At 60.5% G+C, this 25,701-nt stretch carries 24 protein-coding genes; 6 read left to right on the top strand and 18 right to left on the bottom strand.

Annotated elements, in window-relative coordinates; all coding sequences use genetic code 11:
* Positions 1 to 66 precede the first annotated feature (66 nt).
* A complete protein-coding gene (locus tag V6767_RS05105; protein ID WP_448472460.1) occupies positions 67 to 1,005 on the bottom strand; it encodes a zinc metalloprotease HtpX in 939 nt (312 codons plus the stop codon).
* A gap of 103 nt (positions 1,006 to 1,108) precedes the next feature.
* On the opposite strand from V6767_RS05105, the gene V6767_RS05100 reads away from it, so the two are divergent.
* Complete coding sequence (locus V6767_RS05100; RefSeq protein WP_448472459.1) at positions 1,109 to 1,585, top strand: MarR family winged helix-turn-helix transcriptional regulator; 477 nt, start codon at positions 1,109 to 1,111, stop codon at positions 1,583 to 1,585.
* A gap of 2 nt (positions 1,586 to 1,587) precedes the next feature.
* The gene (ftsH, locus tag V6767_RS05095; RefSeq protein WP_448472458.1) at positions 1,588 to 3,417 is read left to right on the top strand and encodes an ATP-dependent zinc metalloprotease FtsH; all 1,830 of its coding nucleotides are present in this window, start codon (positions 1,588 to 1,590) and stop codon (positions 3,415 to 3,417) included.
* Between the two features lie 37 nt (positions 3,418 to 3,454).
* Here the strand turns inward: ftsH and V6767_RS05090 are convergent, their stop codons facing one another.
* The 3 genes from V6767_RS05090 to otsB all read right to left on the bottom strand — a co-directional run bounded on the left by V6767_RS05090 (position 3,455) and on the right by otsB (position 7,012).
* Complete coding sequence (locus V6767_RS05090) at positions 3,455 to 4,720, bottom strand: MFS transporter (protein ID WP_448472457.1); 1,266 nt, start codon at positions 4,718 to 4,720, stop codon at positions 3,455 to 3,457.
* A 101-nt stretch (positions 4,721 to 4,821) separates the two neighbouring features.
* A complete protein-coding gene (gene otsA, locus V6767_RS05085; protein WP_448472456.1) occupies positions 4,822 to 6,198 on the bottom strand; it encodes an alpha,alpha-trehalose-phosphate synthase (UDP-forming) in 1,377 nt (458 codons plus the stop codon).
* Positions 6,191 to 7,012, bottom strand: coding sequence for a trehalose-phosphatase (gene otsB, locus V6767_RS05080; protein ID WP_448472455.1), 822 nt, complete (start codon positions 7,010 to 7,012; stop codon positions 6,191 to 6,193). The genes otsA and otsB overlap by 8 nt, the downstream gene beginning before the upstream one ends.
* A gap of 401 nt (positions 7,013 to 7,413) precedes the next feature.
* Here otsB and V6767_RS05075 point away from each other — a divergent pair, with 401 nt between their 5' ends.
* From V6767_RS05075 to V6767_RS05065, 3 genes are all read left to right on the top strand, one after another.
* Positions 7,414 to 8,520 carry a glycosyltransferase family 4 protein gene (locus V6767_RS05075; RefSeq protein WP_448472454.1) on the top strand — a complete coding sequence of 369 codons (1,107 nt, stop codon included), beginning with the start codon at positions 7,414 to 7,416 and terminating at the stop codon, positions 8,518 to 8,520.
* Between the two features lie 27 nt (positions 8,521 to 8,547).
* Positions 8,548 to 10,758, top strand: a complete 2,211-nt coding sequence (locus tag V6767_RS05070; protein WP_448472453.1) for an amylo-alpha-1,6-glucosidase — start codon at positions 8,548 to 8,550, stop codon at positions 10,756 to 10,758.
* A 232-nt stretch (positions 10,759 to 10,990) separates the two neighbouring features.
* The gene (locus tag V6767_RS05065; RefSeq protein WP_448472452.1) at positions 10,991 to 11,197 is read left to right on the top strand and encodes a hypothetical protein; all 207 of its coding nucleotides are present in this window, start codon (positions 10,991 to 10,993) and stop codon (positions 11,195 to 11,197) included.
* A 77-nt stretch (positions 11,198 to 11,274) separates the two neighbouring features.
* Here V6767_RS05065 and V6767_RS05060 read toward each other — a convergent pair whose 3' ends face one another.
* Positions 11,275 to 12,375, bottom strand: coding sequence for an aldo/keto reductase (locus V6767_RS05060; protein ID WP_448472451.1), 1,101 nt, complete (start codon positions 12,373 to 12,375; stop codon positions 11,275 to 11,277).
* A 98-nt stretch (positions 12,376 to 12,473) separates the two neighbouring features.
* Here V6767_RS05060 and V6767_RS05055 point away from each other — a divergent pair, with 98 nt between their 5' ends.
* Positions 12,474 to 13,370 (top strand): LysR family transcriptional regulator, encoded by an 897-nt coding sequence (locus V6767_RS05055; protein ID WP_448472450.1) that lies wholly within the window; start codon positions 12,474 to 12,476, stop codon positions 13,368 to 13,370.
* A 38-nt stretch (positions 13,371 to 13,408) separates the two neighbouring features.
* Here V6767_RS05055 and V6767_RS05050 read toward each other — a convergent pair whose 3' ends face one another.
* The 13 genes from V6767_RS05050 to V6767_RS04990 all read right to left on the bottom strand — a co-directional run bounded on the left by V6767_RS05050 (position 13,409) and on the right by V6767_RS04990 (position 25,669).
* Positions 13,409 to 13,666: a DUF2274 domain-containing protein gene (locus V6767_RS05050; RefSeq protein WP_448472449.1), complete on the bottom strand. Its 258-nt coding sequence runs from the start codon at positions 13,664 to 13,666 to the stop codon at positions 13,409 to 13,411.
* Between the two features lie 2 nt (positions 13,667 to 13,668).
* Positions 13,669 to 14,802 (bottom strand): TrbI/VirB10 family protein, encoded by a 1,134-nt coding sequence (locus V6767_RS05045; protein WP_448472448.1) that lies wholly within the window; start codon positions 14,800 to 14,802, stop codon positions 13,669 to 13,671.
* Positions 14,799 to 15,821 (bottom strand): P-type conjugative transfer protein TrbG, encoded by a 1,023-nt coding sequence (gene trbG, locus V6767_RS05040; protein WP_448472447.1) that lies wholly within the window; start codon positions 15,819 to 15,821, stop codon positions 14,799 to 14,801. The genes V6767_RS05045 and trbG overlap by 4 nt, the downstream gene beginning before the upstream one ends.
* Positions 15,818 to 16,507, bottom strand: a complete 690-nt coding sequence (gene trbF / locus V6767_RS05035; protein WP_448472446.1) for a conjugal transfer protein TrbF — start codon at positions 16,505 to 16,507, stop codon at positions 15,818 to 15,820. The genes trbG and trbF overlap by 4 nt, the downstream gene beginning before the upstream one ends.
* Entirely contained in the window at positions 16,504 to 17,880 is a 1,377-nt protein-coding gene (gene trbL / locus V6767_RS05030; RefSeq protein ID WP_448472445.1) for a P-type conjugative transfer protein TrbL, read from the bottom strand. Before trbL ends, trbF begins: the two co-directional genes overlap by 4 nt.
* 3 nt (positions 17,881 to 17,883) lie before the next feature.
* Positions 17,884 to 18,171, bottom strand: coding sequence for a putative entry exclusion protein TrbK-alt (trbK-alt, locus tag V6767_RS05025; protein WP_448472444.1), 288 nt, complete (start codon positions 18,169 to 18,171; stop codon positions 17,884 to 17,886).
* A gap of 14 nt (positions 18,172 to 18,185) precedes the next feature.
* Positions 18,186 to 18,959, bottom strand: coding sequence for a P-type conjugative transfer protein TrbJ (gene trbJ, locus V6767_RS05020; protein WP_448472443.1), 774 nt, complete (start codon positions 18,957 to 18,959; stop codon positions 18,186 to 18,188).
* Positions 18,956 to 21,442 carry a conjugal transfer protein TrbE gene (gene trbE, locus V6767_RS05015; protein WP_448472442.1) on the bottom strand — a complete coding sequence of 829 codons (2,487 nt, stop codon included), beginning with the start codon at positions 21,440 to 21,442 and terminating at the stop codon, positions 18,956 to 18,958. Before trbE ends, trbJ begins: the two co-directional genes overlap by 4 nt.
* Positions 21,443 to 21,452: 10 nt before the next feature.
* On the bottom strand, positions 21,453 to 21,734 hold the full coding sequence (locus tag V6767_RS05010; RefSeq protein WP_448472441.1) for a VirB3 family type IV secretion system protein: 282 nt from the start codon (positions 21,732 to 21,734) through the stop codon (positions 21,453 to 21,455).
* On the bottom strand, positions 21,734 to 22,066 hold the full coding sequence (locus tag V6767_RS05005) for a TrbC/VirB2 family protein (protein WP_036739977.1): 333 nt from the start codon (positions 22,064 to 22,066) through the stop codon (positions 21,734 to 21,736). The genes V6767_RS05010 and V6767_RS05005 overlap by 1 nt, the downstream gene beginning before the upstream one ends.
* On the bottom strand, positions 22,063 to 23,058 hold the full coding sequence (gene trbB, locus V6767_RS05000; protein ID WP_448472440.1) for a P-type conjugative transfer ATPase TrbB: 996 nt from the start codon (positions 23,056 to 23,058) through the stop codon (positions 22,063 to 22,065). Before trbB ends, V6767_RS05005 begins: the two co-directional genes overlap by 4 nt.
* A gap of 146 nt (positions 23,059 to 23,204) precedes the next feature.
* Positions 23,205 to 23,666, bottom strand: coding sequence for a ribbon-helix-helix domain-containing protein (locus V6767_RS04995; protein WP_448472439.1), 462 nt, complete (start codon positions 23,664 to 23,666; stop codon positions 23,205 to 23,207).
* Between the two features lie 11 nt (positions 23,667 to 23,677).
* Positions 23,678 to 25,669 (bottom strand): conjugal transfer protein TraG, encoded by a 1,992-nt coding sequence (locus V6767_RS04990; protein ID WP_448472438.1) that lies wholly within the window; start codon positions 25,667 to 25,669, stop codon positions 23,678 to 23,680.
* Positions 25,670 to 25,701: the final 32 nt, after the last annotated feature.

The raw sequence follows: 25,701 nt of genomic DNA, 5'->3' as shown, positions 1-25,701 counted from the left end.
CATTCTGAATATTTTTGTCTCCGGTATCATTTCGGTGCCGCCGAACAGCACATTGTCCTTGGTTCATCAACGATAGTGACCAAGGCCCCGAAAGCGCGACGGTGGTGACGGCTGCACGTCTGGAATACGCAGCGGAGGCTGAGACGATAGCAAAGGACTCGGTCGCGCCAACATCACCTGCAGCCGAGCGATCCGTTGTTCTGTTGGCGGATGGGTACGCAGTAGTGAGGGCTCAGGAATGCGCCGCCCCGGCAGGAAGACTTCTTCCCAGAAACGCCCTACTCTACGCTCAAGCTTAACCAACGCCCCCGCAAGTCCGCCCGGATCACCGGTCAATTCAATGGCCCCACGATCTGCGTCGAATTCACGGCTGCGCGACAGAGCTAGCTGCAGCAGCGCCATCAATGTTGGCGAAAACACCAGCAACAGCGGAACATGCCAGGGAATATAGGCCGCACCGCTGAAGAACAGCGGTAAGTTCATCAGGAGGATTATCTGCCCGATCCACGAAACCACAGAAACGATCCGGGACATGGCGTCGGCGACACTCATGATCCAAAGATCGCGATGCGCGATATGGGCAATTTCATGGGCTAGCACGCCCTGCAACTCACGCCGATCGAGTAGTTTCAGCAGGCCATCGGTAATGCAGACAGCGCTTTCGTCCGGCCCGCCAACGGCAAATGCATTAGGCAAACGACTCGGAACGTAGTAAAGCTCCGGCATACGCGGCAGACCGGCCTTGCGAGCAAGCGCTGCCAACATGGCGATCCCTTCGGGAAATTCCCTGCCACTTAGCCTGCGCGCGCCATAGGACGATAGCAGCAGCCTCTTGGGCAATGTCGGCGCCAGAACGAGCCCCAGCATCGCGCCCGACACGATCAAGGTCGTTATCACGGGATCGGAAAGCGTCGACACTACGCTCCACGCGATCATCCCCATACCGCTTATCAGCAAGATAGATTGAAGAAGATTGTACAACCGATGCCGTTTTGTCGGATTCATGTTCTCCTCGCGTTTTCAGCCGGAAATCTGTGATCCATTCCATCTCTTGAAGGCGACAATATCCGAACACATCTATCGTATACAGAATGTATGTATGCATAGGATGTTCGGCAAGATGACAAACCCTCAAAATGATACGGTCGGCACATTGCTGCATGATACGGCACATCTTGTCCGACTGAGGCTCGACCGGGCACTTAAACCCTTCAATCTGACGCGCACCACGTGGCTGGCGATCGGCACCATTGCGCGCCATGAAAGCCTTTCACAGGCGGACCTTGCACGCGAACTTGAACTGGGCGCGGCCACCACCGGGGCACTCGTTGACAGGCTCGAGCAACGCGACCTTGTCCTTCGTCATAGCGATCCCGGCGACAGACGCCTCAACCTGCTGACACTGACCGACAAGGCCCGCAAACAACTGAGGACGCTGGAAACGCTTGATGCGGAAATCCGCGAGGATGTGCTGCGCGATCTCGACTGCAGAGAACGCCAACAACTGGCAGAACTGTTGGGCCGGATCAAGACGAGTATGATGGAACAAACGGAAGAAAGGAAAAATAGAAATACAGGTGGATAGCGATGGAGAAGAAAACCGAATTCAACATCTGGTATTGGGTCTTGGCCTTTTTGGCCGTCATCTTCATTCACAATTACGTTGTCGGCACACGCAACGTTGTACCGATCAGTTACAGTCAGTTTGAAACCTATCTTCAGGAAGACCGCATCAACAACGTCGCCGTCGGTGCCGACCGGATCTTCGGAACATTCTCCGAGCCGGTCGACGGACACAGACAATTCGTCACCACAATCGTTGATCCGGCGATCCTTGACCGCATCGACAAGTCCGATGTCGACATTACCGGCCTGCCGCAGAATACTTGGCTGAACACGCTCCTTTCATGGATCGTCCCGGCGCTGATATTCTTCGCGATCTGGATGCTGCTTTTCCGAAAATTCGCCGAAAAGCAGGGACTCGGCGGTTTCATGCAGGTCGGCAAGAGCCGCGCCAAGGTTTACATGGAGAAAGAAACTGGTGTGAGCTTCGCCGATGTTGCCGGCGTTGATGAATCCAAGGCCGAACTTGAGGAGATCGTCGAATTTCTGAAGGACCCAGAAAGCCATGGCAGGCTCGGCGCGCGCATTCCCAAAGGTGTGCTTCTGGTTGGTCCGCCCGGCACCGGCAAGACGCTTCTGGCGCGCGCCGTGGCGGGAGAAGCGGGCGTGACCTTCCTATCGATCTCCGGTTCGGAATTCGTCGAAATGTTTGTGGGCGTTGGTGCTGCGCGCGTGCGTGATCTGTTCGAACAGGCCCGCAAGAACGCCCCGGCAATCATCTTCATCGATGAACTGGACGCACTCGGACGTGCTCGTGCATCCGGCCAGCATCCGGGCGGCAATGACGAGCGCGAACAGACGCTGAACCAGTTGCTGACTGAGCTAGACGGCTTCGATTCCACCTCCGGCATCGTGTTACTCGCAGCCACTAACCGACCCGAAATCCTCGATCCCGCTCTATTGCGTGCCGGTCGCTTCGACCGCCAGGTTCTAGTCGACAAGCCCGACAAGAAAGGGCGAATCGCAATTCTAAAAGTGCATATGAAAAAGGTCGGCCTTGCCGATGATGTCGACGCTGAAAACGTGGCTGCGCTGACGCCCGGCTTTTCCGGCGCAGACCTCGCCAATCTCGTCAACGAGGCCGCCCTGCTCGCCACCCGGCGCAAGGCTGACGCCGTGGCGATGACGGATTTCAGCAATGCCGTCGAGCGGATCGTCGCGGGACTGGAGAAGAAGAATCGGGTTCTCAATCCACGCGAACGCGAGATCGTCGCCTATCACGAGATGGGTCACGCACTGGTAGCGATGGCGCTGCCCGGCGTCGACCCTGTCCACAAGGTGTCAATCATACCGCGAGGCATTGGCGCTCTCGGCTATACCATCCAGCGCCCTACCGAGGATCGCTTCCTGATGACCCGTGATGAACTTGAAAGCAAGATCGCCGTGCTCCTTGGCGGACGGGCGGCGGAAAAGACCGTCTACGGTCACCTGTCAACCGGAGCCGCCGACGACCTGGTCAAGGCCACCGACATCGCCCGCGCTATCGTCGGACGCTACGGCATGGATCCAGAACTCGGTCATGTCTGCTATGACAGCGATCGGCCAGGCTTTCTCGCCACCGGAGACCAACAGGCATGGGCCGCCCGGCGCTATAGCGAGGCCACGGCCGAACACATGGACAAAGTGGTGCGGAGCCTGATCGAGCAAATTTTTGCTCGCACGGTCGAACTGATCGAAGCCAACCGGTCCCTCCTCGAGGAGGCGGCGTGCGATCTACTAGCGCGTGAAACCCTGGTAGAAGCCGATCTGCAGGCCGTCGCCGAACGCGTGGTGAAGCCCCAGCAGAAGACATGATCGCCGAACTTGGGCGCTACCAAACAAGGGCACCGCCTCATTGCGGTGCCTTTTTGCCTTCAGCCTCGCCCGTTCCATGGCGGTGCAGTGGCAACGCTGCATGGCTGGTGCTAGGCGTGGCGACATAACTTTGTTTATCAGCCGCCGCTGTTTTCTTGCGTCGACGAATGCGCAGAGCGCCGAAAAGGGCAAAGGCCATCAGTACCGCCGTCATGGCAAAAAACAGACCGGACGCGCCAACCTGCCCCATGACCAGACTGGCGGTCACAGGCCCGGCTGCCGAACCAACGCCATAAATCAGAACGAATCCGCCGGCGGCGGCGATCAATTCGCTTTCATCGATGCGGTCGTTGGCCTCGGCCAAACAGACCGAGTAGAGCGGCATGATGGCACCTCCAAGTAGAAAGCACAAAACCAGAACAAAAGGCATTGGTGACACGCCAAGACTGCCGGCTAGCAGCATGGAAAACAGCGCAGCGGCCAGACTTCCACCCAGGATGATATACCTTCGATCCATCATGTCGGACAGCCATCCGAGCGGCCACTGAAAGACAAGCGCTCCGACCAGGGGGGCGGACAGAAGCACGCCAATTTCGGCGTCACTGAGCCCCGCGCTCTGCCCGACCACCGGCCCCATTCCGAAAAAGGCCGCGACCACTGCACCTAGAACGAACGAGCCGACCAACGCTGTTGGAGAGATCGCAATCAGCCGTACAAGCCCCAGCCGCTTGGCGCTGACCACGCCTGGATCACCAGTTCGCGAGAGCGTTATGGGAACAAGTGACAAAGACAAGCAGATCGACACCAGAGCAAACAGGACGAATCCCTTTGGAGAGGCGATCGCTACAAGCGGCTGGCTTAGAGCCCACGCGCTATAGATCACGACCATATAGACGGCAAGAACGCGACCACGCGCGCTGCGCTCAGTTGCCGCGTTTAACCAGCTTTCGACCACGATTACCGCCCCGGCGTAGCAGGCTCCTTGCACTATGCGAAGCACAATCCAGGCAGACGGTGAGATGACGAGTACAAAGCAGAGGGCGATGGCCGAGATCGCCGAGGCAAAGGCCGCAAACGCCCTGATATGACCAACCTGCTGTATGACCCGAGGGGCAAAGAGCGAACCCAAAACAAAGCCAACGAAATAGGCCGACATCATAACGCCCACAGTTTCGTCGGAGTATCCCTCGATCCGCGCTCGCAATCCGATTACGGTCTGTTGCAGCCCGTTGCCGATATCCAGCAGAGCGATGCTGATGAGCAGCGACAGGAACCTCATTATCGTATGCTCTCTTCCGGCCATTCTTTGATTCCCAACTCACTACTGACACAAGGTTGCCATCAATACTTGTCGAACCGGTTAGTACCTCTCCCGTTCTCACTTCCAAGCTAACGTTTTAAGCGTCAATCGCAGCTGAGCGCATTGAGGAAGCTTTTACACCAGGAAAAAACATCATTGGCACGCAGCTTCTCGATCATTGCACGCCAACGTTCCTGGCGCGCCTCACGCGGCATGGAAAGCGCGGCATTAACAGCCGAAGCTACGGCGTCAAGGTCATATGGGTTAACGATCAAGGCACTGTCGAGTTCACGCGCCGCACCCGCAAAACGTGAAAGCACCAATACACCCGGATCATCCGGTGCCTGTGCGGCGACATATTCCTTAGCGACGAGATTCATACCATCCCGTAACGGCGTCACCAGCCCCACACGCGCCCGCCGATACAGACCGGCAAGAGGCGCGCGCCCGAGAGACTGATTGATATAGCGCACTGGTGACCAGTCAACCGTACCGAGTTCTCCGTTAACACGGCCTGCCAATTCAGCCACCGCTTTCTGCATGGCGGCGTATTCGGGCACGTTGGAACGCGACTTCGGTGTGACCTGTAGCAATGTCGTCTTGCCCAAGCGCGAAGGATTTTCACGTAAAAAACGGTGGAAGGCGTCAATACGCTGAGTAATACCTTTAGAATAATCGAGCCGGTCGACGCCGATCACCAGATCACTGGCGCCAAGGCTCATCTTCGTGCGGACGACCAACGGATCATCCACCGCGTCAACCGCCAGCCGTTCGAACTCGGCAGTGTCGATGCTGATCGGAAAGGCACTGCAGCGGAAAACCCTGCCATATGCACGGCAACTATTCTTTTCCAGCCGCTCGCCGACACCCTCCCGACGAAGACATTCGGAAAAATTGCCGACGTCGTAGTCAGTGTGGAATCCAACCAGATCATATGAAGAAAGCCCCCGCAGGATCACGTCATAAACCGGCATTGCAAACAGAATATCCGCCGGAGGCCATGGAATATGGAGGAAAAAGCCAATCTTGTTGGCACAGCCGCGCATACGCAACTCTTCCGCTAGCGGGATCAGATGGTAGTCGTGAACCCAAATTACGTCATCCGGCTCGATCAGCGGCATCAGCAAGTCGGCGAAAAGCCGGTTGACGCGATAATAGCCGGACATTTCACTCCGGGCATATTCACTGAGATCCAGACGGCAGTGAAAGGTCGGCCAGAGTACGCGGTTGGCGAAGCCATTGTAATATTCGGAAATATCCTTCTTCGTCAGATCCGTCAGCGCGTAGTCGATCCTTCCGATCCGCTGCCTGATTAAAGAAGGCTGTTCAGTACCGCTACACTGCCGACCAGACCACCCCATCCACAGGCCGTTCTGCTTTTCCAGCGCCGCGTGCAGGGCTATGGCAAGCCCACCCGGTGGAGGATTGCCATTCTTGTCCGGCAAGGGAACCCGGTTCGAAACGACGATAAGCCTACTCATCCTTCTGCCTCCCACTTTGCGACCGACTACCGGCAACCGACCTGAGACAAGCGCGAAGGGCAAAGGGCGACGGAAGCACCATGTCTGCAGCGGTGTCAGCTATATTGTGACCGATGCGGATTGCCGTTCCGCCCATCCGCTTTGCCGCGATGAACATATCTTCGTCCGTGAGATCATCACCGACGGCAACCGGCAGGCGTCCCTTAAAAATCGGAGTTTTCATGAAACATTTGAGGGCCTCTCCCTTGTTCGCCATAGCGGGCCTCAATTCGATTACCATCTTCCCATGTTGAATTTGCCAACCACCACCCGCAACGCGGGCGGCTTTCTTCATTAATGCCTTCACGGTTGGTGCCAGATCTGGCGCCAGACGATAGTGAAGCGCAACAGCTGCGCCTTTATCTTCAAAGATCACTTTTTCGGGCTCGGGCCGTTGGGCCTTCAACAAGGCTTTGGCAGCATCGAAACTTCGCGAGGGTTTGGTCGCGTAGTATGTTCCATCGGCATATCGAAGCTGAGCACCATGGAGTCCGGCCAAGGCAAATTGGTGTGGAGAAAAAAGTTTATCTGCGAAGGCTATACTTCTGCCCGTCAGAAGTGCCAAGGCTCCGGCAGTGCGATCAGACAGCGCTGCCAGATTTTCAGAAAGCCCCTCTGGCGCCACAACAGAATCTGGTGTCGGCGCGAGGTCGAGCAGCGTGCCGTCAATGTCGAAAAACAGAGCGAAGCAATCCGGCTCCGCATGAAATCTTTCACGCAGATCCCACAAAGACTGAGAAATATCGCCTGAGGAAAATGATGTTCCTTTCAACATCGGTTCGTGATCCCTTTCCATCACGCGAACGATATAGGCAAAGGTTTCTTGTGTTCAATGAACCTTTTAGCACTCTAGCGCCAAGAGTGCCAAAAAAAGGAATCGCGACTATTGAACAGATCGCCACACTGCCTAAATCTATAGCCGCCACGTTGATGCGTGGATGATCATTAGATCGCTGTCATTGATCGGAAGGAGCGTTTGCGAGACCGTTTCCGTCTGACCTTGTTGGCCTATTCTGCACGGCGGCAGGTTGTTTGCTAGAGCAAGCGGCGGAGCGCTTCTGCAATCCTCCCGAAGATATTGACCCGGGCAGCCTTACTGGTGTCCGGATCGCAGGCGGCAAACCCGCCTCCGGTGTTTTCATTGTCTGAACTTCGCTTCTCAAAGGAGGTTTTTTGATGAAAATCGCACAGATTGCACCATTGGCAGAACGAGTCCCACCAAAGCTCTACGGTGGAACAGAACGCATCGTCTCCTATCTGACGGAAGAACTGGTTAGGCAGGGCCATGACGTTACACTGTTTGCGAGCGGAGATTCCGTGACATCCGCCAAACTCGTGCGTTGTTCTAACATGGCGTTGAGGCTCAACCCGGCCATTCAGGACCCGATCCCGTATCATGTTATGATGCTCGAAGAGGTACGCAAGCGTGCTGATGAATTCGATATTCTGCATTTTCACATCGACCTTTTGCACTTCCCTCTGATCAGTACATTTGCTGGCAAAACCGTGACCACACTGCACGGACGGCTCGATCTGCCTGACCTCAAGCCTTTTTACGCGTCCTTTCCGAACGTTCCTCTCGTCTCGATTTCCGACGGCCAACGCCGTCCGATGCCTCCGGTCAACTGGGCTGGAACGGTCTACCATGGTCTGACAGCAGACGTTTTGCCCTTCACAGAAAAACCCAAAGGGGACTATCTCGCTTTCCTTGGCCGTATTTCTCCTGAAAAACGACCCGACCGGGCAATCGCCGTCGCCGCGCGCACGGGAATGAGACTGAAGATCGCAGCCAAGATTGACAAGGCCGACGAAGCCTATTGGCGGGACGAAATCGCACCTCTCATCCAAAAACACGACAATGTTGAATATGTCGGCGAGATCAACGAGGCACAAAAAGCCGATTTTCTCGGGAATGCACGCGCGCTGCTGTTTCCTATCGACTGGCCGGAACCGTTCGGACTGGTGATGATTGAGGCGATGGCTTGTGGCACCCCTGTCATAGCTTTCAACTGCGGTTCAGTTCCCGAAGTCATAGATGACGGCGTTTCCGGCTTCATTGTCCACAACCTTGAGGAGGCGGTAGATGCCGTCAGAAAACTGGAAGAATTCGACCGCAAAACAGTGCGCAACACCTTCGAGAAACGCTTCACATCAAGGAGAATGGCAAATGACTATGTCGACATCTACCGATCGCTTGTCAACCGATACAAGGCAGTCGGACAAATGCCGCTTCACGCTGCCAATGGCAATGCTACCTCCTTTGCGATTGGCGACACAGCCTGACCCACGCCTGATGCAGGAGCTTCGGACATGGTTACCGCAAACGCATTGATTGAAGGAAAGGAGCCAGCTCCGGCTGGCTCCGATGGCAACCAGGCAAATAGTGTTCCCGAAACCGCTGTTCGCTACGAACGCGGCTCGCGAACACTCAAACATGGTGATACGTTCGCCGTCTTCGACAATAACGGTGACGCCATCTCGTGGCCTGGCAACCCAGAAGGGATATTCCACCGTGACACGCGACATCTTTCTTACCTGAGCCTGACAGTCAACGGCCGTCATCCGCTGCTATTGTCGTCAACGTTACGCGATGACAATGCCACGTTAAGCTGCGACCTCACCAATCCCGAAATCCCTCTTGGGGGTGGCGAGATGCTTAGCCACGACCTGCTACATATCCGCAAGACGCGATTTTTGCTTAACGGTGTCTGCTACGAAAGGCTTTTACTGCGCAATTTTGATGATAAAGAATGCACAATCCGTCTCGATATCGCATTTGCAGCCGACTTTGCCGACCTGTTCGAAATTCGCGGCAAGGAACGAAACAAACGCGGAGAGATGACGGAACCGGAAGTTGCAAAAGATCGTGTGCATCTCGCTTATCACGGACTCGACGGACGAACACGCTCGACCACCCTAGTTTTCGATCCTGAACCCCAAGAAATAAGTGGGGATCGCGCCAAGTATAGGATCACGCTTGCGCCGCGTGAATCACGCTCCCTTTTCATAGAGATTATATGCGATGAAAGCGGAGAGGAAAAAGGACCGCCAAGGAAGGCGTTCTTCTCTGCCCTGCGGCGGGCGAGACGGGCGCTGCGCAAATCCTCCGCCCGCGCCGCCTCAATCGAAACCTCCAACGAGATATTCAATGAAGCCGTGCGCCGCAGCATTGCAGATCTCTATATGCTTCTCACCGATACGCCGGAGGGACCCTATCCGTATGCCGGCATCCCTTGGTTCAGCACGGTCTTTGGCCGCGACGCGTTGATAACGGCGCTGGAAACCCTATGGCTCGATCCCGCGATTGCGCGCGGTGTACTGAAGCACCTCGCGGCCAATCAGGCAACGGATTTCGACCCCCTGTCCGACGCCGAACCCGGCAAGATACTGCATGAGATGCGCTATGGCGAGATGGCCGAACTGGGGGAAGTGCCCTTCCGGCGTTATTATGGCAGCATTGATTCAACGCCGTTATTCGTCATGCTTGCTGGCGCCTATCTCGAAAGAACGGGAGACATCGACACCCTGCGCGGCCTGTGGCCGAACATCTCTGCAGCGCTCAAATGGATCACCCGTTTCGGTGATCGAGACGGAGATGGTTTCGTCGAATATGGCAGCCGCTCCGAAAAAGGTCTAGCCAATCAGGGTTGGAAGGACAGTCACGACGCTGTATTTCATGAAGATGGAAGGCTAGCCAAGGGCCCTATCGCACTGACAGAAGTTCAAGCCTATGTCTACGGTGCCTGGCGAGCGGCGGCGAACATCGCCCGACATCTGGAGAAAAACCAAGAGTCCCTTCGCTTCGAGCAGATGGCCGAAACATTGCGAATCCGGTTCGACAAAGCATTTTTCGACGAGGCGCTCCAGAGTTATATCTTGGCGCTCGACGGTGACAAGAAACCCTGCCGGGTCCGTTCATCCAATGCCGGCCACGCGTTATTTACCGGCATCGCGTTTCCTGAGCGTGCTGAGAAAGTCGTCCGGACGTTGATGGCTCAGTCTTCCTTCTGCGGTTGGGGCGTGCGCACTATTGCGGCCTCGGAGGCTCGTTACAACCCGATGAGTTATCACAACGGCTCGGTATGGCCGCACGATAACGCCTTGATAGCGGCGGGTTTCGTGCGCTATGGATACCGCAGTGAAGCCGCGCATATCTTCGAAGCGTTGTTTGCCGCCTCAACCTATATCGACCTTCGGCGATTGCCCGAACTCTATTGCGGCTTTGTCCGTCAACGCGGCAAAGGCCCTACCTTCTATCCCGTCTCTTGCATACCTCAGGCATGGGCTGCAGCAGCGCCTCTATTCTTACTGGCTACGGTAATCGGCCTCGGTTTCAATTCCCAAGCGGATCAACTCATGCTGGACCAGCCGGTGCTTCCGTCTTTTCTGGAGGAGGTCGTGCTTCGTCATTTGCGTTTGGGTTCTGCCTCAGTCGATATCGCCCTGCGCGGAAAACAATCCAAGGTAGTTGTCGATGTTCTCGAACGAACAGGAGAAATCAAAGTACTGACGACCAACTGATCGACTGGAACAGAGTGCGAGGCTTCATTCTTTACAGTCTCACGCAGTTTAGGGCTGATACTCATTTGTGAGCCGTTTGTTCACACACAGACAATACGGAAAGCTCTTTTCTGCGTGTCTCATAGCTCGATTTTGCTATGAGAATACGACGACGGTTTGATCGGCATGTGGTGCGGCTGGAATGGAACTTTCCATTTTCTCTTTCCGAAGAATATAAGGAGGTTTCGTGCCAATGAAACGCGAAGAAATAGAAATGACTTTGGGTCCTGTAGACGAGGCTCTTGCTGCCGAACTTATTGCAACAGGAGCAACTGCAGATGAACTTAGAGAGGCGTGGGGTTGGCTCAACAATGACGAAGCCCTGATGGGGTCCGGGCGGCCGCTTCCTAGCTTACGCATTGGCGAACTGATCGATATACTTGAAAGCAACGATGAATAGTCCAGCGTTCCCCAGAGGCCTCGTGTCCCAACTCCTGAGGAAAATGGCGGGGTCCTCGTTAAGGCCCCGCTGAGCACTCAGGCACGCCCCCAAGACCGCACATCCACCCCGCCGAACAGCATCTGCCGTGGAAGCTGGAAGATGAAGTAGGGGTTGATCATCGGTAGCGCACTTGCGGCCTCCAGGCGAGCTTGGTGGTCGTCGGACAATTGCAACGAAAGTGCGGCCATATTTGACGTAACCTGATCAGGGCGGCTTGCCCCTAACAGCAATGAACTGACCCCAGGCCGCGACAACACCCAAGCCAGTGCGACCTCCGCCATCGGTCGCTCCAGTTCTTTTGACACCGCGCTCAAAGCATCGACAATATCGAAATTGCGTTCGGTAAACAGCATCCCGCCATAGGGATTATCTCCAGTCAGGCGGTCGCTGTTGTCGACTTCAGTATCCATGGCACGATCGGGCACGCTGGCCACCCGCCCCGCTTCAGCCAGCATCTCTCGACCATATTTCCCGCTCAAAAGACCTCCTGCCAGCGGACTCCAAGGCATGACGCCCAGGCCGAACTCCTGCGCCATAGGCAACAGATCCATCTCGACCCCGCGGTCAATTAGGGACCAAGCATTCTGCAGTCCGACTGGACCAGGCAACCCATGAGCGATGGCCAAGGTTGCCACTTTCGCCACATACCAAGCAGGCGTATTCGAAAAGCCGTAATAAAGAATATCGCCTCGCGCCACTGCATCAGAAAGTGTACGCAGGACTTCGTCAGCTGGCGTGGTACGATCCCAGACATGCACCCAATAAAGGTCGACACGATCTGTACCGAGCCGCTTAAGCGAGCCTTCGATTCCCAGCCTGACATTGAAGGCACCGTTTCCGGCATGCATTGGATGTCCCTGCGAGCGGGAAAACCCGGATTTGGTAGAGACGACGAGACGGTCGCGCATACCGCTGTTCTTAAGGAACCGGCCCAGCATCTCTTCGCTTGCACCACCCGAATAGACATCGGCGCTATCGACGATATTCCCGCCCGCCTCGACATAGCGGTCGAAAATCGACCGCGCGCCCGCTTCTTCTGCGCCCCAGCGTCCGGCTCCGAAGGTCATGGTTCCAAGAGCGAGCGGGCTGACGATCAGGCCCGAGCGCCCGAAGCTGCGATAGGTGGTTATGGTCATAATTTTCTTCCTCAGCTGTTATGAAGCGGAAGATAGTGCCCTGAACCCTCTTAAATTAGCGGTTCCGGCTTGCATGGGCTTGTGAGTATAATTCAGCAATGACCCCATTACCTCTCAATGATCTGACCGTATTTTATGCCGTTGCAAGGCATCAGAGTTTTACCGCCGCGGCAGCGGAGTTAGGAGTCACGGCCTCGGCCCTCAGCCATGCGATGCGTGGGCTGGAAGACAGGCTGGGCGTTCGACTACTCGCTCGCTCCACCCGCTCCGTTGCGCCCACAGATGCCGGTACCGCACTTCTGGCCAGCCTTCAGCCTGCCCTGGCGCAGATTGAGGACGGGTTGAACTCTCTCTCGCACTGGCGAGAGAAACCCAGAGGGACAGTTCGCCTAACTACATTCCACTGGATCGCCTCGCGCTTTTTGGCCCAAAGGCTGCCAGGCTTTCTAATCGTAAACCCCGAGGTGTCCGTCGAGGTAAACGTCGATGATGCTCTGACCGATATCGTGGCAGCAGGGTTTGACGCAGGTATACGGCTTGGCGAAAATGTCGAAAAGGATATGATTGCCATAAGAATTGGGCCTCCGATGCGAACGATCGTGGTCGCCTCACCTGAATACTGGCGCAGACATGGCAAGCCCAAGCATCCGCGTGAATTACAGCACCATACCTGTATCGGTTACCGGCTGATATCAAGCGGGGCGATCCTGCCTTGGGACTTCGAGAAGGATGGAAAGGCTCTTCGCCTAAGGCTGTCCGGGCCACTCACCAGCAACTCGACAGATCTGGCGCTTGCCGCCGTGCGCCAAGGGATAGGGATCGGTTGGCATGTAGAGACCGATGTGGCCGCAGAACTCGCATCCGGCACCTTGGAAGAGGCTCTCAGCGACTGGAGCCCGCCCTTCGCCGGCGCACATATCTTCCATCCAAGCCACCGGCAGATGCCGCCTCCACTGCGTGCGATAATCGACTATCTTAAGCAGCATGCGGACTAGGGGCGCTTGCGAATTGATTAAATGTTTCAGATACTTCATCAAGATGGTTTAGGACCAGAAAGTTGAAACCCACCCTCTCCAAGCCTCCGTCGCGCCTTTGCAAACCCACGATCCGTGGCGATGAACCGTTCCAGCATGGGTATGATCAGCCTGACAGGATCGGGCGCGGGCTGGCAGGTCTCGTGTGCCAAAACCTCGGCATAGGCGACTAGATCGCGGTGCAACAGCGCGGGGAGTTCCACTGTCACTTTTACGGGTTTATCGTCTGGCAGCGGGCCAAGTTTCAGTTTCGTCATGGTCAACCTCCTGTGTTATCGAATATCAAGTCACGAGTGACGATGATCCTAACTGGGAAACCGGGCCGGATGGTCAGCGTGGGCGCGACCTGCAACTGGCGCTGGACGATCTGCTGGCCTGCCTGATTGACGGTATCTTGCGCCCCGTCGCGGATGGCGCGGATTAGCCGGTCCTCGTCGCTGGTCGCCAGCTCCGTGCCGACTGCGAGCAGCGTGGACAGCCCGGCGGCCTTCATCAGATCCCACCAGTGATAATCGACGCCATCCTCAAGCCCGGCATAGCCGCTGGCGTCCGCACCCGGCAGGCGCTCAAGGACGATAGAACGGCCGCCCGGCAGGATCAGGCGATTCCAGACCAGCAACACGCGGCGCTGGCCGAAGGTCACGCCGTCATCATATTGGCCGATGATGCGGGTTCCCTGCGGGATCAGGAGCAAGCTGCCGGTCGGGCTATCATAGACGTTCTCCGTCACCTGCGCGGTGATCTGGCCCGGAAGATCGGAACGGATGCCGGTGATAAGCGCGGCGGGAATGACTGCTCCCGCCTGAAGGATGTAAGGCGATGCTGGCGGCGTGACACGATCCGGCGCGACGATCTGGCGATCCACTGGCCCGTTGAGAAACGCGTGCCGGTCCTGCGAGGTGGACTGTCCTCCAAGGTCGAGACCGGCCAGACCGGGCATGGCGGTGCCGGCCGGCGCTGCCGTGCGCGGGCCGGACTGGAAAAAGACGTTGCTCAAGCGCGCGGCTTCTTCCTCGGCTCGGCGGCGTTCTTCTTCGGGATCGACGGCGGGCGTCGTGATGGCCGGTGTTGCAACGGGCTGCCCCCGGTTCTGCGCATCAAGGATCGGGCGGCCCAAATCTCCGGGCAGCGCGGGACCAAGCACCGGGCCGGTATAGTCACGCGGCAGGCCGAACAAACCGTCCGCCGTGGGTCGGTTCTCGGTCGAATAGAGTTCTTCGCCGCCCGGTCCTGCATCGCGGGTCTGGAGCGCATAGATCAGTGCGCCGCCGATGCCGAGAAGCGCGACGGCGCCAATGCCTGCCAGCATCTTGCGGGACAGGCGGGTGACGCGGGGCGGTTCTGCGCGCAGCCGCATGGGCGCGATGGTGTCGGTGATCGGGTTGTCTGTCATGACGGCGAGTCTCCGGTGGCTGCGGGCTGAGCGGCGGCCTGCCGTTGCTCGATACGGACGATCCTGACGACCTGCTGGCGGTTGCCGCTGCCAAGGCGCAGTTCGGCCGCGCCAAACAGACGGTCCACGATCAGGACGTTCCGGTGGATGCGGGAATTGACGATTTGCGGTTCGCCATCGGCACCCATGACGAAGATCGGAGGCATTTCGCCCTGCACGATCCCGGCCGGGAAGACGATGTAGACGCGGCGGCCGTCGTCGAAGACGGAAACCGGCCGCCATGGCGGGCTGTCGCCCTGCACCTGCAATCCGTAGCGATAGTTCCTCGCCGCCTCGACCGGGATGATTGGCGCGGTCGGAACGGTTCGGCGCTGGCCTGCCGGTGGCGCGGGATAGGCCCATGCAACGGAAGGCATGTAGAGGGCTTCCCGCGCGCGCAGTTCAATCATGTAGGTGCGCCGGTCGGTGGTGACGACAAGATTGGTCGAGATGTCGTCGCGGGTCGGTTTCACGAGGATATGGACACGGCGGTTTGTTCCGCTGCCGCTCTCGGTGTCGCCGATGATCCATCGGGCGGTGTCGCCGGCGGCGATCGGTCCCGCGCCGGTCAGGTTTTCGCCTGGCTCCAATGCGATATTGGTGATCTGACCAGGGGCGGCATAGACCTGATAGAGTGCGCCTTCGCTCCACGGGTAAATCTGGATGGCGTTATAGTAGCCTTCCCGGCGCGGTTCGACGCGGGCGGCGGCATTGGCGTTCTCGACGCGGCCGGTCGGTGTGCCCGCCCTCTCGCCGCCCCGTGCGACGGTCCAGGCCGGCGGAACATGCAGCGGTCGGGGCCTGTCCTCAGTCGAAGTCGCAGGCGGCGTCGGCAGCGGCGGCACGGCGTCGTCATAGGAGAATTGCGGGGTCCGGTTGGTCGCGCAGCCGGCCAGCATCGTGGCGGAAAGCAACAAGGCCGCCAAAGCGGGTTTGCGGAAAACCGGAAACCCGGCTTTACGGAACGTCGTGCGGGTCATTGGCTCATCTCCCGCGACCATGAGATTGCGTTGACGTAGATGCCGAGCGGATTGGCGCGCAGGCGTTCGGCGGTGCGCGGCGGCTGGATCACGATGGTCAGGATCGCGGTCCATCGCTCGGTGCCGGAAAGCTGGCCGTTTTCGTAATGGCGTTCGGTCCAGGCGATGCGGAAGGAGCCCGGCGATGCCCGGATGACGCTGGACACATCGACGGCGATCTGTTGGCGGCCGACGCGCGTGAACGGATCGTTGGTGCGGGCATAGTCGTTCAGGGCCGCAGCGCCCCGGTCGGTGGTGAACTCGTAGGCGCGAAGCCAGTTCTGGCGGACGATGATGGCATCGGCCGGGATGGCGCGGACCTGCTCGATGAAGCGGCCGAGATGGAAAGCGATCTGCGGGTCAGTCGGGCGATAGTCGGCGTTCGCCGGTGCGACGGTCTGGGCTTCGCCGAGCGCATCGACCTGCACCACCCAGGGCACCACGGTCCCGCGCGCCGATTGCCATACGAGGGCAGCAGCGAAACCCGTTGAAAGGATCAGCGAACCGAAGGCCATATAACGCCAGTTGCGGGCCTGCACGCGGGCCGAGCCGATGCGCTCGTCCCAGACCTGCGCGGCCTTCTGATAGGGGGTCTCGGGTTCCGGCGTCTTGCCGTAATGGGCTGCGGGTCGTTTGAAGATGCTCATGAGCGGTCACTTTCGGAAAGGTTGACGGAGGAACCGGAGCCGTGGCTGTCGCCGGAGCGGACGGCGTGCGCGGCCATGGTCGTGCCGTGGTTCATGGCCTGCGAGCGCCGCATCCGCTGCGCCCAGGCAGGCGGTGCGCCTGTGGCCGAGACGGACGCGGCAGGGGCGGATGCTTCCGCCGCTCCACCGACCGTTCCCATGGTGGACGTGCCACCACTCGCGCCGAAGCCGGCCTTGGCGCCTTCGGAGAAACTGGACTTGACGCTTTCGGACGTGCGGGAGGCAGCGCGTTTCAAAGGTGAGACGGCTGCCGATCCTGCCGCGCGAGCGACGCCGCCAACGCCGGAGGCGACGCCGGTCGCGCCAGTCTGGCCGAGCGAGCCGAGGCTGTAGGCTGCGGAAGCGGCTCCTGCGGCCGTCGCGCCGCCGCGAACGGCCGCGGCCCCGCCGGACAAAGCGGCAGCGCCGCCTTTTGCGCCGAGCATCGCCGCGCCACCCGCCGCCGCACCGCCCGCCAGCACCATGCCGCCGGCGGCGAGGCCGGTGCCCACGGCCGCGCCCGCGCCGAGCTGGGGGCCGCCCGAGACAAGGCCGGTGGCGATGCCGGGTCCGAAGATGCCGAGGCCGAGCAGCGCCAGGGCTGCCAGCACAATCGCCATGGCGTCGTCGATGGTCGGGGTCGCGCCGCCGAAACCGGCCGTGAACTGCGAGAACAGCGTCGAGCCGATGCCGATGATGACGGCCAACACCAGAACCTTGATGCCGGAAGAGATTACGTTGCCAAGCACACGCTCGGCCATGAAGGCGGTCTTGCCGAACAGGCCGAAGGGGATCAGCACGAAGCCGGCCAGCGTGGTCAGCTTGAACTCGATCAGCGTGACGAAGAGCTGGATCGCGAGGATGAAGAAGGCGAGGATAACCAGCGCCCAGGCGAACAGCAGGCAGGCGATCTGGATGAAGTTCTCGAAGAACGACCAGTAGCCCATCAGGTCGGAAATGGAATCGAGCAATGGTCGGCCGGCATCGAGGCCGGTCTGTGCCACCCGGCCTGGCCGCATGAGGTCGGCAGCGGAGAAGCCCGTGCCCGACGCCATGAGACCGAGACCGGCGAATGAGTCGAAGACGATGCGGGCGAGGTTGTTCCAGTTGCCGATGATGTAGGCGAAGACACCGACGAACAGGGTCTTCTTGACCAGCCTTGCGATAATGTCGTCATCCGCGCCCCAGGTCCAGAACAGCGCGGCAAGCGTCACGTCGATGACAATCAGGGTGGTGGCGATAAACGCCACTTCCCCACCGAGTAGGCCGAAGCCGGAATCTATGTAGCTGGTGAAGACCCCAAGAAACGAGTCGATGACGCCGGTTCCGCCCATGGATCACTGTTCCTCGTTCTGTCGCTGAGCGGTCTGCGCGGGCGTCCGGCCAAGAAAGCGGTCGCGGCTCTCGGCCCATGCGGAAAGGCAGGCCGGATCGCTCGTCGCTGCTTCCCCAAGCTGCTGGCACCGGCGGAGCGTCGCGCGGAGCGGATCGGAAGGCGGTTGCAACGCCGGTGTGGTGCTGACCGGCGCGGGATCGTCCTTGCGGGTCATCTCGATCACCGTGGCGGTGATGGCGATGGCGACGAATACGACAGCCCCGAGCCGGGCCAGCATCTTGCCGTCCATGGCGAGCCTCCCGGTCAGTTGTTGCCGTTGAACATCTGCGCATTGCCCGGCTGGTAGCCGCTGCCGGGGGTCAGGAAGCGCTCGCGCTGGACGCGGCCCTGTTCGGCGGCCGTGGCGCGCTCGGCCTCGATCAGCGCTTCCGATCGGCCGTTGGCGGCAAGCATGGCAATCAGGTCGGAAAGCTGCTGCGACTGGAGGGCGAGGATCTGATTGCCTGCCTGCGTCGCCTGCAATGCACCGGTGGCACCCTGGCTTTGGCCGACAAGCGTGGCCATCTCGGCGCGGTTGCTGTCGATGTTGCCGACGACACCGGCTTGCACCTTCATGGCGTCCTGCAAGCCGCCGACCGTGTTTTGCCAACGGTCGCGCGCATCGGCGACAAGCTGGGCGTCGGTCGCCGACAGCGAGACGTTGCCGTATTGGCTGTGGAACGCCTGGTCGATGTTCTGCACATCGAACGCGATGTTCTGCGCCTGCGCGAGAAGCTGCTGGGTGCGGCTGACGTTCTGTTGAATCTGCTGGAGCGACGAATACGGCAGGCTCGCCAGATTCCTCGCCTGGTTTATAAGCATCTGCGCTTCGTTCTGGAGGCTGGTGATCTGGTTGTTGATCTGCTCCAGCGTCCGGGCGGCCGTAAGCACGTTCTGCGCGTAGTTGCTCGGATCATAGACGATGCGGCCGAAGCCGAATTGCGCATGGGCCGGGCTTGCCAGCATGGGCGAAAGCGTGACCGGCACGGCGAGCGCCAGCGCGAGGGCCGAGGCCCCGACAAACTTGGAATAGGTCATGGAAGAATCTCCTGTGGGGTATCGAGCCGGGCCGGCGCGGCGAATTCCGGCCGGTCGGCAAGATTGGTGAGGTTCGGGATCAGGTCGGCCGCCCAATCGACACCGCGCTCGCGCAGCCATGCGGCGAGGAAGCCGTCGCGGCCATGCTCGGCGACGATCTGCGCAATGAGGGTCTGGTCGGACTTGGCGGATGCGGCGCAGAGCGCGAGGCCGACTTGCGACAGGCCAAGCTCGAACAGGCGATTGCCGCGCCGCGACTGGCAGTAATAATCCCGCTTGGGCGTGGCCCGCGCGAGGATTTCGATCTGCCGGTCATTGAGGCCGAAACGGCGATAGATGGCCGTGATCTGGGGCTCGATGGCGCGCTCGTTCGGCAGCAGGAGCCGCGTCGGGCAACTCTCGATGATGGCGGGCGCGATGTTGCTGTCGTCGATGTCGGACAGGCTTTGCGTGGCAAAGATGACGCTGGCGTTCTTCTTGCGCAGCGTCTTCAGCCATTCGCGGAGCTGGCCGGCGAATCCCTCGTCGTCGAGCGCAAGCCAGCCTTCATCGATGATGAGCAGCGTGGGGCGGCCGTCGAGTCGGTCGCCGATGCGATGGAACAGGTAGGACAGAACGGCCGGTGCCGCGCCGGTGCCGACCAGCCCTTCGATCTCGAACGCCTGCACGTCCGCCGATCCCAAATGCTCTGTCTCGGCGTCGAGCAACCGGCCATAGGCACCGCCGACGCAGAACGGCCGGAGCGCCTGTTTCAGATCGTTGGATTGCAACAGCACCGCAAGGCCGGTGATCGTGCGTTCTTCGACCGGCGCGGAGGCGAGCGAAGTCAGCGCCGTCCAAAGATACTCTTTGACCTCGGGCGTGATGGCGATGCCTTCGCGCATGAGGATGGCGGCAATCCAGTCCGCCGCCCATGCGCGTTCATAGGTGTCGTGGATGCGGGCAAGTGGCTGGAGCGAAACGGACGCCTCGTCCCCTTCCGTGAGGCCACCGCCCAAATCGTGCCAATCCCCGCCCATGGCGAGCGCGGCGGCGCGGATGCTGCCGCCGAAGTCGAAGGCGAAGACCTGCGATCCCTCATAGCGCCGGAACTGCAAGGCCATGAGGGCAAGCAACACGGATTTGCCCGCGCCCGTGGGGCCGACGACAAGGGTGTGGCCTACGTCGCCGACATGGAGACTTAGCCGGAACGGGGTAGAGCCTTCGGTCCTGGCGTAAAGCAATGGAGCGTCGCCGAAATGCTCATCCCGTTCCGGCCCCGCCCACACCGCCGAAAGCGGGATCATGTGGGCGAGATTCAAAGTGCTGATGGGCGGTTGGCGGACATTCGCGTAGGCGTGTCCGGGCAGGCTGCCGAGCCATGCGTCCACGGCGTTGACGGTTTCGGCCATGGCGGTGAAGTCGCGGCCCTGAACGATCTTCTCGACCAGGCGCAGCTTCTCTTGCGCCACGCGCGGGTCGGCATCCCATACCGTCACCGTGGCGGTGACGTAGGCCATACCCGCCACGTCCGCCCCGAGTTCCTGCAAGGCCATGTCGGCGTCGAGCGCCTTGTTGGCGGCGTCGGTGTCCACAAGAGCGGACGCCTCGTTCGTCATGACCTCTTTCAGGATCGCGGCGACGGATTTGCGCTTGGCGAACCACTGGCGACGGATGCGGGTCAGCAGCCGCGTGGCGTCGGTCTTGTCGAGCAGGATCGCCCGCGTGCTCCAGCGATATGGAAACGGCAGCCGGTTCATTTCGTCCAGCAGGCCGGGCGTCGTCGCGGTGGGGAATCCCACGATGGTGAGGACGCGCAGATGCGAATTGCCAAGGCGCGGCTCCAGCCCGCCGGTCAAGGGCTGGTCTGCGAGCAGCGCGTCGAGGTGCATCGGCACCTCGGGCACGCGCACGCGATGCTGGTTGGTCGAGATGGTGGAATGGAGATAGGTCAGCGTCGCGCCGTCATCCATCCAACGGCACTCGGGCATGAAGCCGTCGAGCAAGGCCAGCACGCGGTCGGTGCGGTCGATGAAGCCGCGCAGCAGCTCCCTTGGATCGACGCCCGCTTTCTCCCGGCCCTCATAGAGCCATGTTTCCGCCCGCGCAGCTTCCTCGGCCGGGGGAAGATAAAGGAAGGTCAGGAAGTAACCGGACACGAAATGCGCGTCCGCTTCCTCAAACCCGGCTTTCCGCTCCGCATCGACCAGCGCCGAGGCGGGATCGGGAAAGGTGCTGTCGGGATAGGTCGCCGCCTCGCTGCGCTGCGCCTCGACGAAGATGCTCCAGCCGGAGCCAAGACGGCGCACGGCGTTGTTGATACGGCCGGCGACGGCGACCAGTTCGGCCGCGACGGCGGAATCCAGATCGGGACCGCGAAACTTCGCGGTCCTCTGGAAACTCCCATCCTTGTTCAAGACGACGCCGGAGCTGACCAGCGCAGCCCATGGCAGATAGTCGGCAAGCCGGGTGGCGGTGCGGCGGTATTCGGAGAGGTTCATCATGGCCGCGCCCTCACACCGACAGAAAAGCCGGGATGCGCAGATGCCGCCGCCCGACCTCGACGAATTGGGGATCCCGCCTCGCCGCCCACACGGCCGCGAAATGGCCGATGGCCCATATCGCAAGGCCGACCAGCCAGAGGCGCAGGCCGAGGCCCACGGCCCCGGCAAGCGTTCCGTTCATGATGGCGATGGAGCGCGGAGCGCCGCCGAGCAGGATATGCTCGGTCAGCGCTCGATGGACCGGGATCGAGAATCCCGGCACCGCGTCGAGCTGTTCGAGGCCGCCCGCCATCAAACGAGCGCCCCGCCGCCGAACGAGAAGAACGACAGGAAAAAGCTCGATGCGGCGAAGGCGATGGACAGGCCGAACACGATCTGGATCAGGCGGCGGAAGCCGCCGCTGGTATCGCCGAAGGCCAGCGTCAGGCCGGTCACGATGATGATGATGACGGCGATGATCTTCGCGACCGGCCCCTCGATGGATTCGAGGATGGATTGCAGCGGCGCTTCCCATGGCATCGACGACCCGGAGGCATGGGCGGCCGGAGCCATGAAGAGGCTGACATAGGTGAAGGCCGCGGCCGTGGCGACGTGGCGGCGGATGCGCATGGCATGACGGATCATTCGGGTTCTCCTGTGCTGGTTGGGGGTGCCAAGGGGCCGGGGTGGGTGATGTGGAAATCGCCGTCCGGCCCCAGCCCTTCGACGCGGGCAAGCTCGGCCAGCCGGCGCGCGGAACCGCGCCCGGCCAGGACGGCAACCAGGTCGATGGTCTCGGCGATCAGCGCGCGCGGGACGGTGACGACGGCCTCTTGAATGAGCTGTTCAAGACGGCGGAGCGCGCCAATGCCGGTGCCTGCATGGATGGTGCCGATGCCGCCGGGGTGTCCCGTTCCCCAGGCTTTGAGAAGGTCGAGGGCTTCCGATCCGCGCACCTCGCCGATGGGGATGCGATCCGGGCGCAGGCGCAGCGAAGACCGGACCAGATCGGACAGCGTGGCGACGCCATCCTTGGTGCGCATCGCCACGAGATTGGACGCGGCGCATTGCAGTTCGCGCGTGTCCTCGATGATGACGACGCGATCCGCGCCCTTGGCGACTTCGGCCAGCAACGCGTTGGTCAGCGTGGTCTTCCCCGTCGAGGTACCGCCCGCAACAAGGATATTGGCGCGGGACGCGACGGCTTCGCGGAGCGTCGCGGCCTGGTCGGCGGACATGATGCCGGCCGCCACATAGTCGTCGAGCATGAAGACCGCGTCGGCGGGCTTGCGGATCGCGAAGGCCGGTGCTGCGACAACGGGGGGCAGCAAGCCCTCGAAGCGTTCGCCGCTCTCGGGAAGTTCGGCCGAGACGCGGGGACTGCGTGCATGGACCTCCACACCGACATGGTGTGCGACCAGCCGCACGATGCGCTCGCCATCGGCCGGCGACATCGTTTCGCCCGTATCCGCCAGCCCTTCGGAAAGCCGGTCGATCCAGATGCGGCCATCCGGGTTCAGCATCACCTCGACCACGGCCGGGTCTTCCAGAAACCGGGCAATGGCGGGACCGAGCGCGGTGCGCAGCATCCGCGCGCCGCGCTGGATCGCCTCCGCTCTGTGATGTGTGGCAGTCATGGTGGCCCCTCTTTCGACGGGGCGCGCGACAGTCGGTCCCCGCATCGGGGTCGATTAAAAGAACCTGATTTTTGGCTGACTCAACAACTATTTACGCGCGTGCGGCCATCGGCGGTGATCGGCGGCAAATAAGACGGTTTGAAAATTCAGGGTCGGCCGTTATCGGCATCGGACGGCCCCTGCGCGGGACTGTGCCCAGGCGAATCGACATCGCGCGACAGCTCCTTGAGGAATCTATCCCCCGTCGCAAGGCGCTTGCCGAGGGTCTGAATGAATCCCTCGAACCGTTCCACGCCTTTCGCACGGGCGGACGATTGCCCGGTGTCGGAGATCGGCGGCGTGATGGTCAGCCAGAACTGGACGAACAGCGAAAGCGTCTCGCCGAGCACGGCGAGATCTTCGTCGAGCCCGTCCATCTGGCGGCCGAGCTTGTCCAGACGGCGCGCCATGGCCGCTTCCATCCGATCCGCCGCATCGTTGGACAGGAAGGAGGCGACGGACGCCTCTACGATGGCGGATTTGGAAACATTGCGGCGCAGCGCCAGCATCTCGACCTGTTGCAGCAGGTCCGGGTCGAAATAGACGTTCATGCGGGTTCGTGTTGCCATTGGCGGTTTCCTCAAAGCTCAATGCCGTCATCGGGGTTCATCGACGCCTGACGGGCGACCGCGCGCATACGCTGGCGCAAGGCACGGGCCTTGGCCGTATCTAGGTCCGGTTCGTCGTCGAGGATGTCGAACTCCCGCGCCGAAGTTGGCGGTGGTGGAACGATGTCCTCATGTTCGGGTAATTCCGGTTTACGACGGATGCCGGCATTGTCGGGATCGCCTTCGGTCCCGCTGGCGGCATTCGTCGCCAGCTTGTTCGCCGTCACGATGACGCGGCTCGTCCAGTCATCGGTTGGAGTTGGCGGCGCGGCGGTCGATGCGGTTGCCAGTTCGGGCGGTGGCAGGATGCGCTCCTGCAATCGCACATCCTCGAAATAGCGCGCTTTCTCCGCCCGGATCGGCGGCGTGCCGGCGACCATGACGATTTCGTCGGTTGGCGGAAGCTGCATGATCTCGCCGGGCGTCATCAGCGCTCGCGCGGTCTCCTGCCGTGAGACCATCAGATGCCCAAGCCAGGGTGCGAGGCGATGGCCGGCATAGTTGGTGGAATCGCGCAGTTCCGTCGCGGTGCCGAGCGAGTCCGACACGCGCTTGGCGGTGCGCTCGTCGTTCGTGGCGAAGGCGACGCGGACATGACAGTTGTCGAGGATCGAATTGTTCTGGCCGTAGGCCCGCTCGATCTGGTTAAGGCTCTGTGCGATCAGGAAGGATTTGAGGCCGTAGCCCGCCATGAACGCAAGGGCGCTCTCAAAGAAGTCGAGCCGACCGAGAGCGGGAAACTCATCCAGCATCAAAAGCAGGCGATGGCGCTTGCCGGAGGCGGTCAAATCCTCGGTCAACCGTCGGCCGATCTGGTTGAGGATGAGCCTGATAAGCGGTTTTGTGCGGTTGATGTCGGATGGTGGTACAACAAGATAGAGGCTGACCGGCTCCTTGCCGCCGACCAGATCGGCAATGCGCCAGTCGCAGCGCGCTGTGACCCGCGCCACTACGGGATCACGGTACAGGCCGAGAAAGGACATCGCGGTGGAGAGTACGCCTGACCGTTCGTTCTCGGACTTGTTCAGCAACTCGCGGGCCGACGAGGCTATGACGGGATGAACCCCAGCCTCGCCGAGATGCGGCGTATCCATCATCGCGCGCAGTGTCGCTTCGACCGGGCGGCGGGGATCGGACAGGAAATTGGCGACGCCCGCCAACGTTTTATCCTTTTCCGCATAGAGAACATGCAGGATCGCGCCGACAAGAAGCGCATGCGAGGTCTTTTCCCAATGGTTGCGCTTCTCGAGACTGCCTTCGGGATCGACCAGAATATCCGCGATGTTCTGCACGTCACGGACTTCCCATTCACCCTGACGAACCTCCAGCAGCGGATTGTAGGCCGACGAATTCGCATTGGTTGGATCGAACAACAGAACGCGACCATGCTTCACGCGAAAACCCGCGGTCAGCGTCCAGTTCTCCCCTTTGATGTCGTGGACAATGCAGCTTCCCGGCCAGGTCAGCAGCGTCGGCACGACAAGGCCGACGCCCTTGCCGCTGCGGGTCGGGGCGAAACATAGGACATGCTCCGGCCCGTCATGGCGCAGATAGTCTTGGTCATATCGACCGAGCACGACGCCATCGGGACCGAGCAACCCGGCGGCACGGATATCACGATCTTCCGCCCATCGCGCCGAACCGAAGGTTGCCACGTTTTTTGCCTCCCGCGCCCGGATGATAGACATGAGGACGGCGGCGGCGATGGCGAGGAAGCCACCCGAGGCTGCGATTGTCGCCCCCTCGATGAAGATCGGCGGAGCGTAGGCGTCAAAAGAGAACCACCACCAGAAAAAAGCCGGCGGATAATAGACCGGCAGGCCCGCTAGCTTGAACCACGGTGCACCAAGCTGAGGCTGGAAGCCGAGGCGAAATGCTACCCATTGCGTCGCCGCCCAGGTCATCACTAGAACAATGGTGAAGACGACAGCGATCTGTCCCCAAAGGATTCGGCCTGCGCGCATAAGGATTCCAGTAGGCAAGAGAGACGGTGTCG

Source organism: Martelella sp. FLE1502 (genome assembly GCF_053484255.1).
Note: the sequence above shows the minus strand (reverse complement) of the source record. Positions and strands in the feature narration are given on the sequence as shown.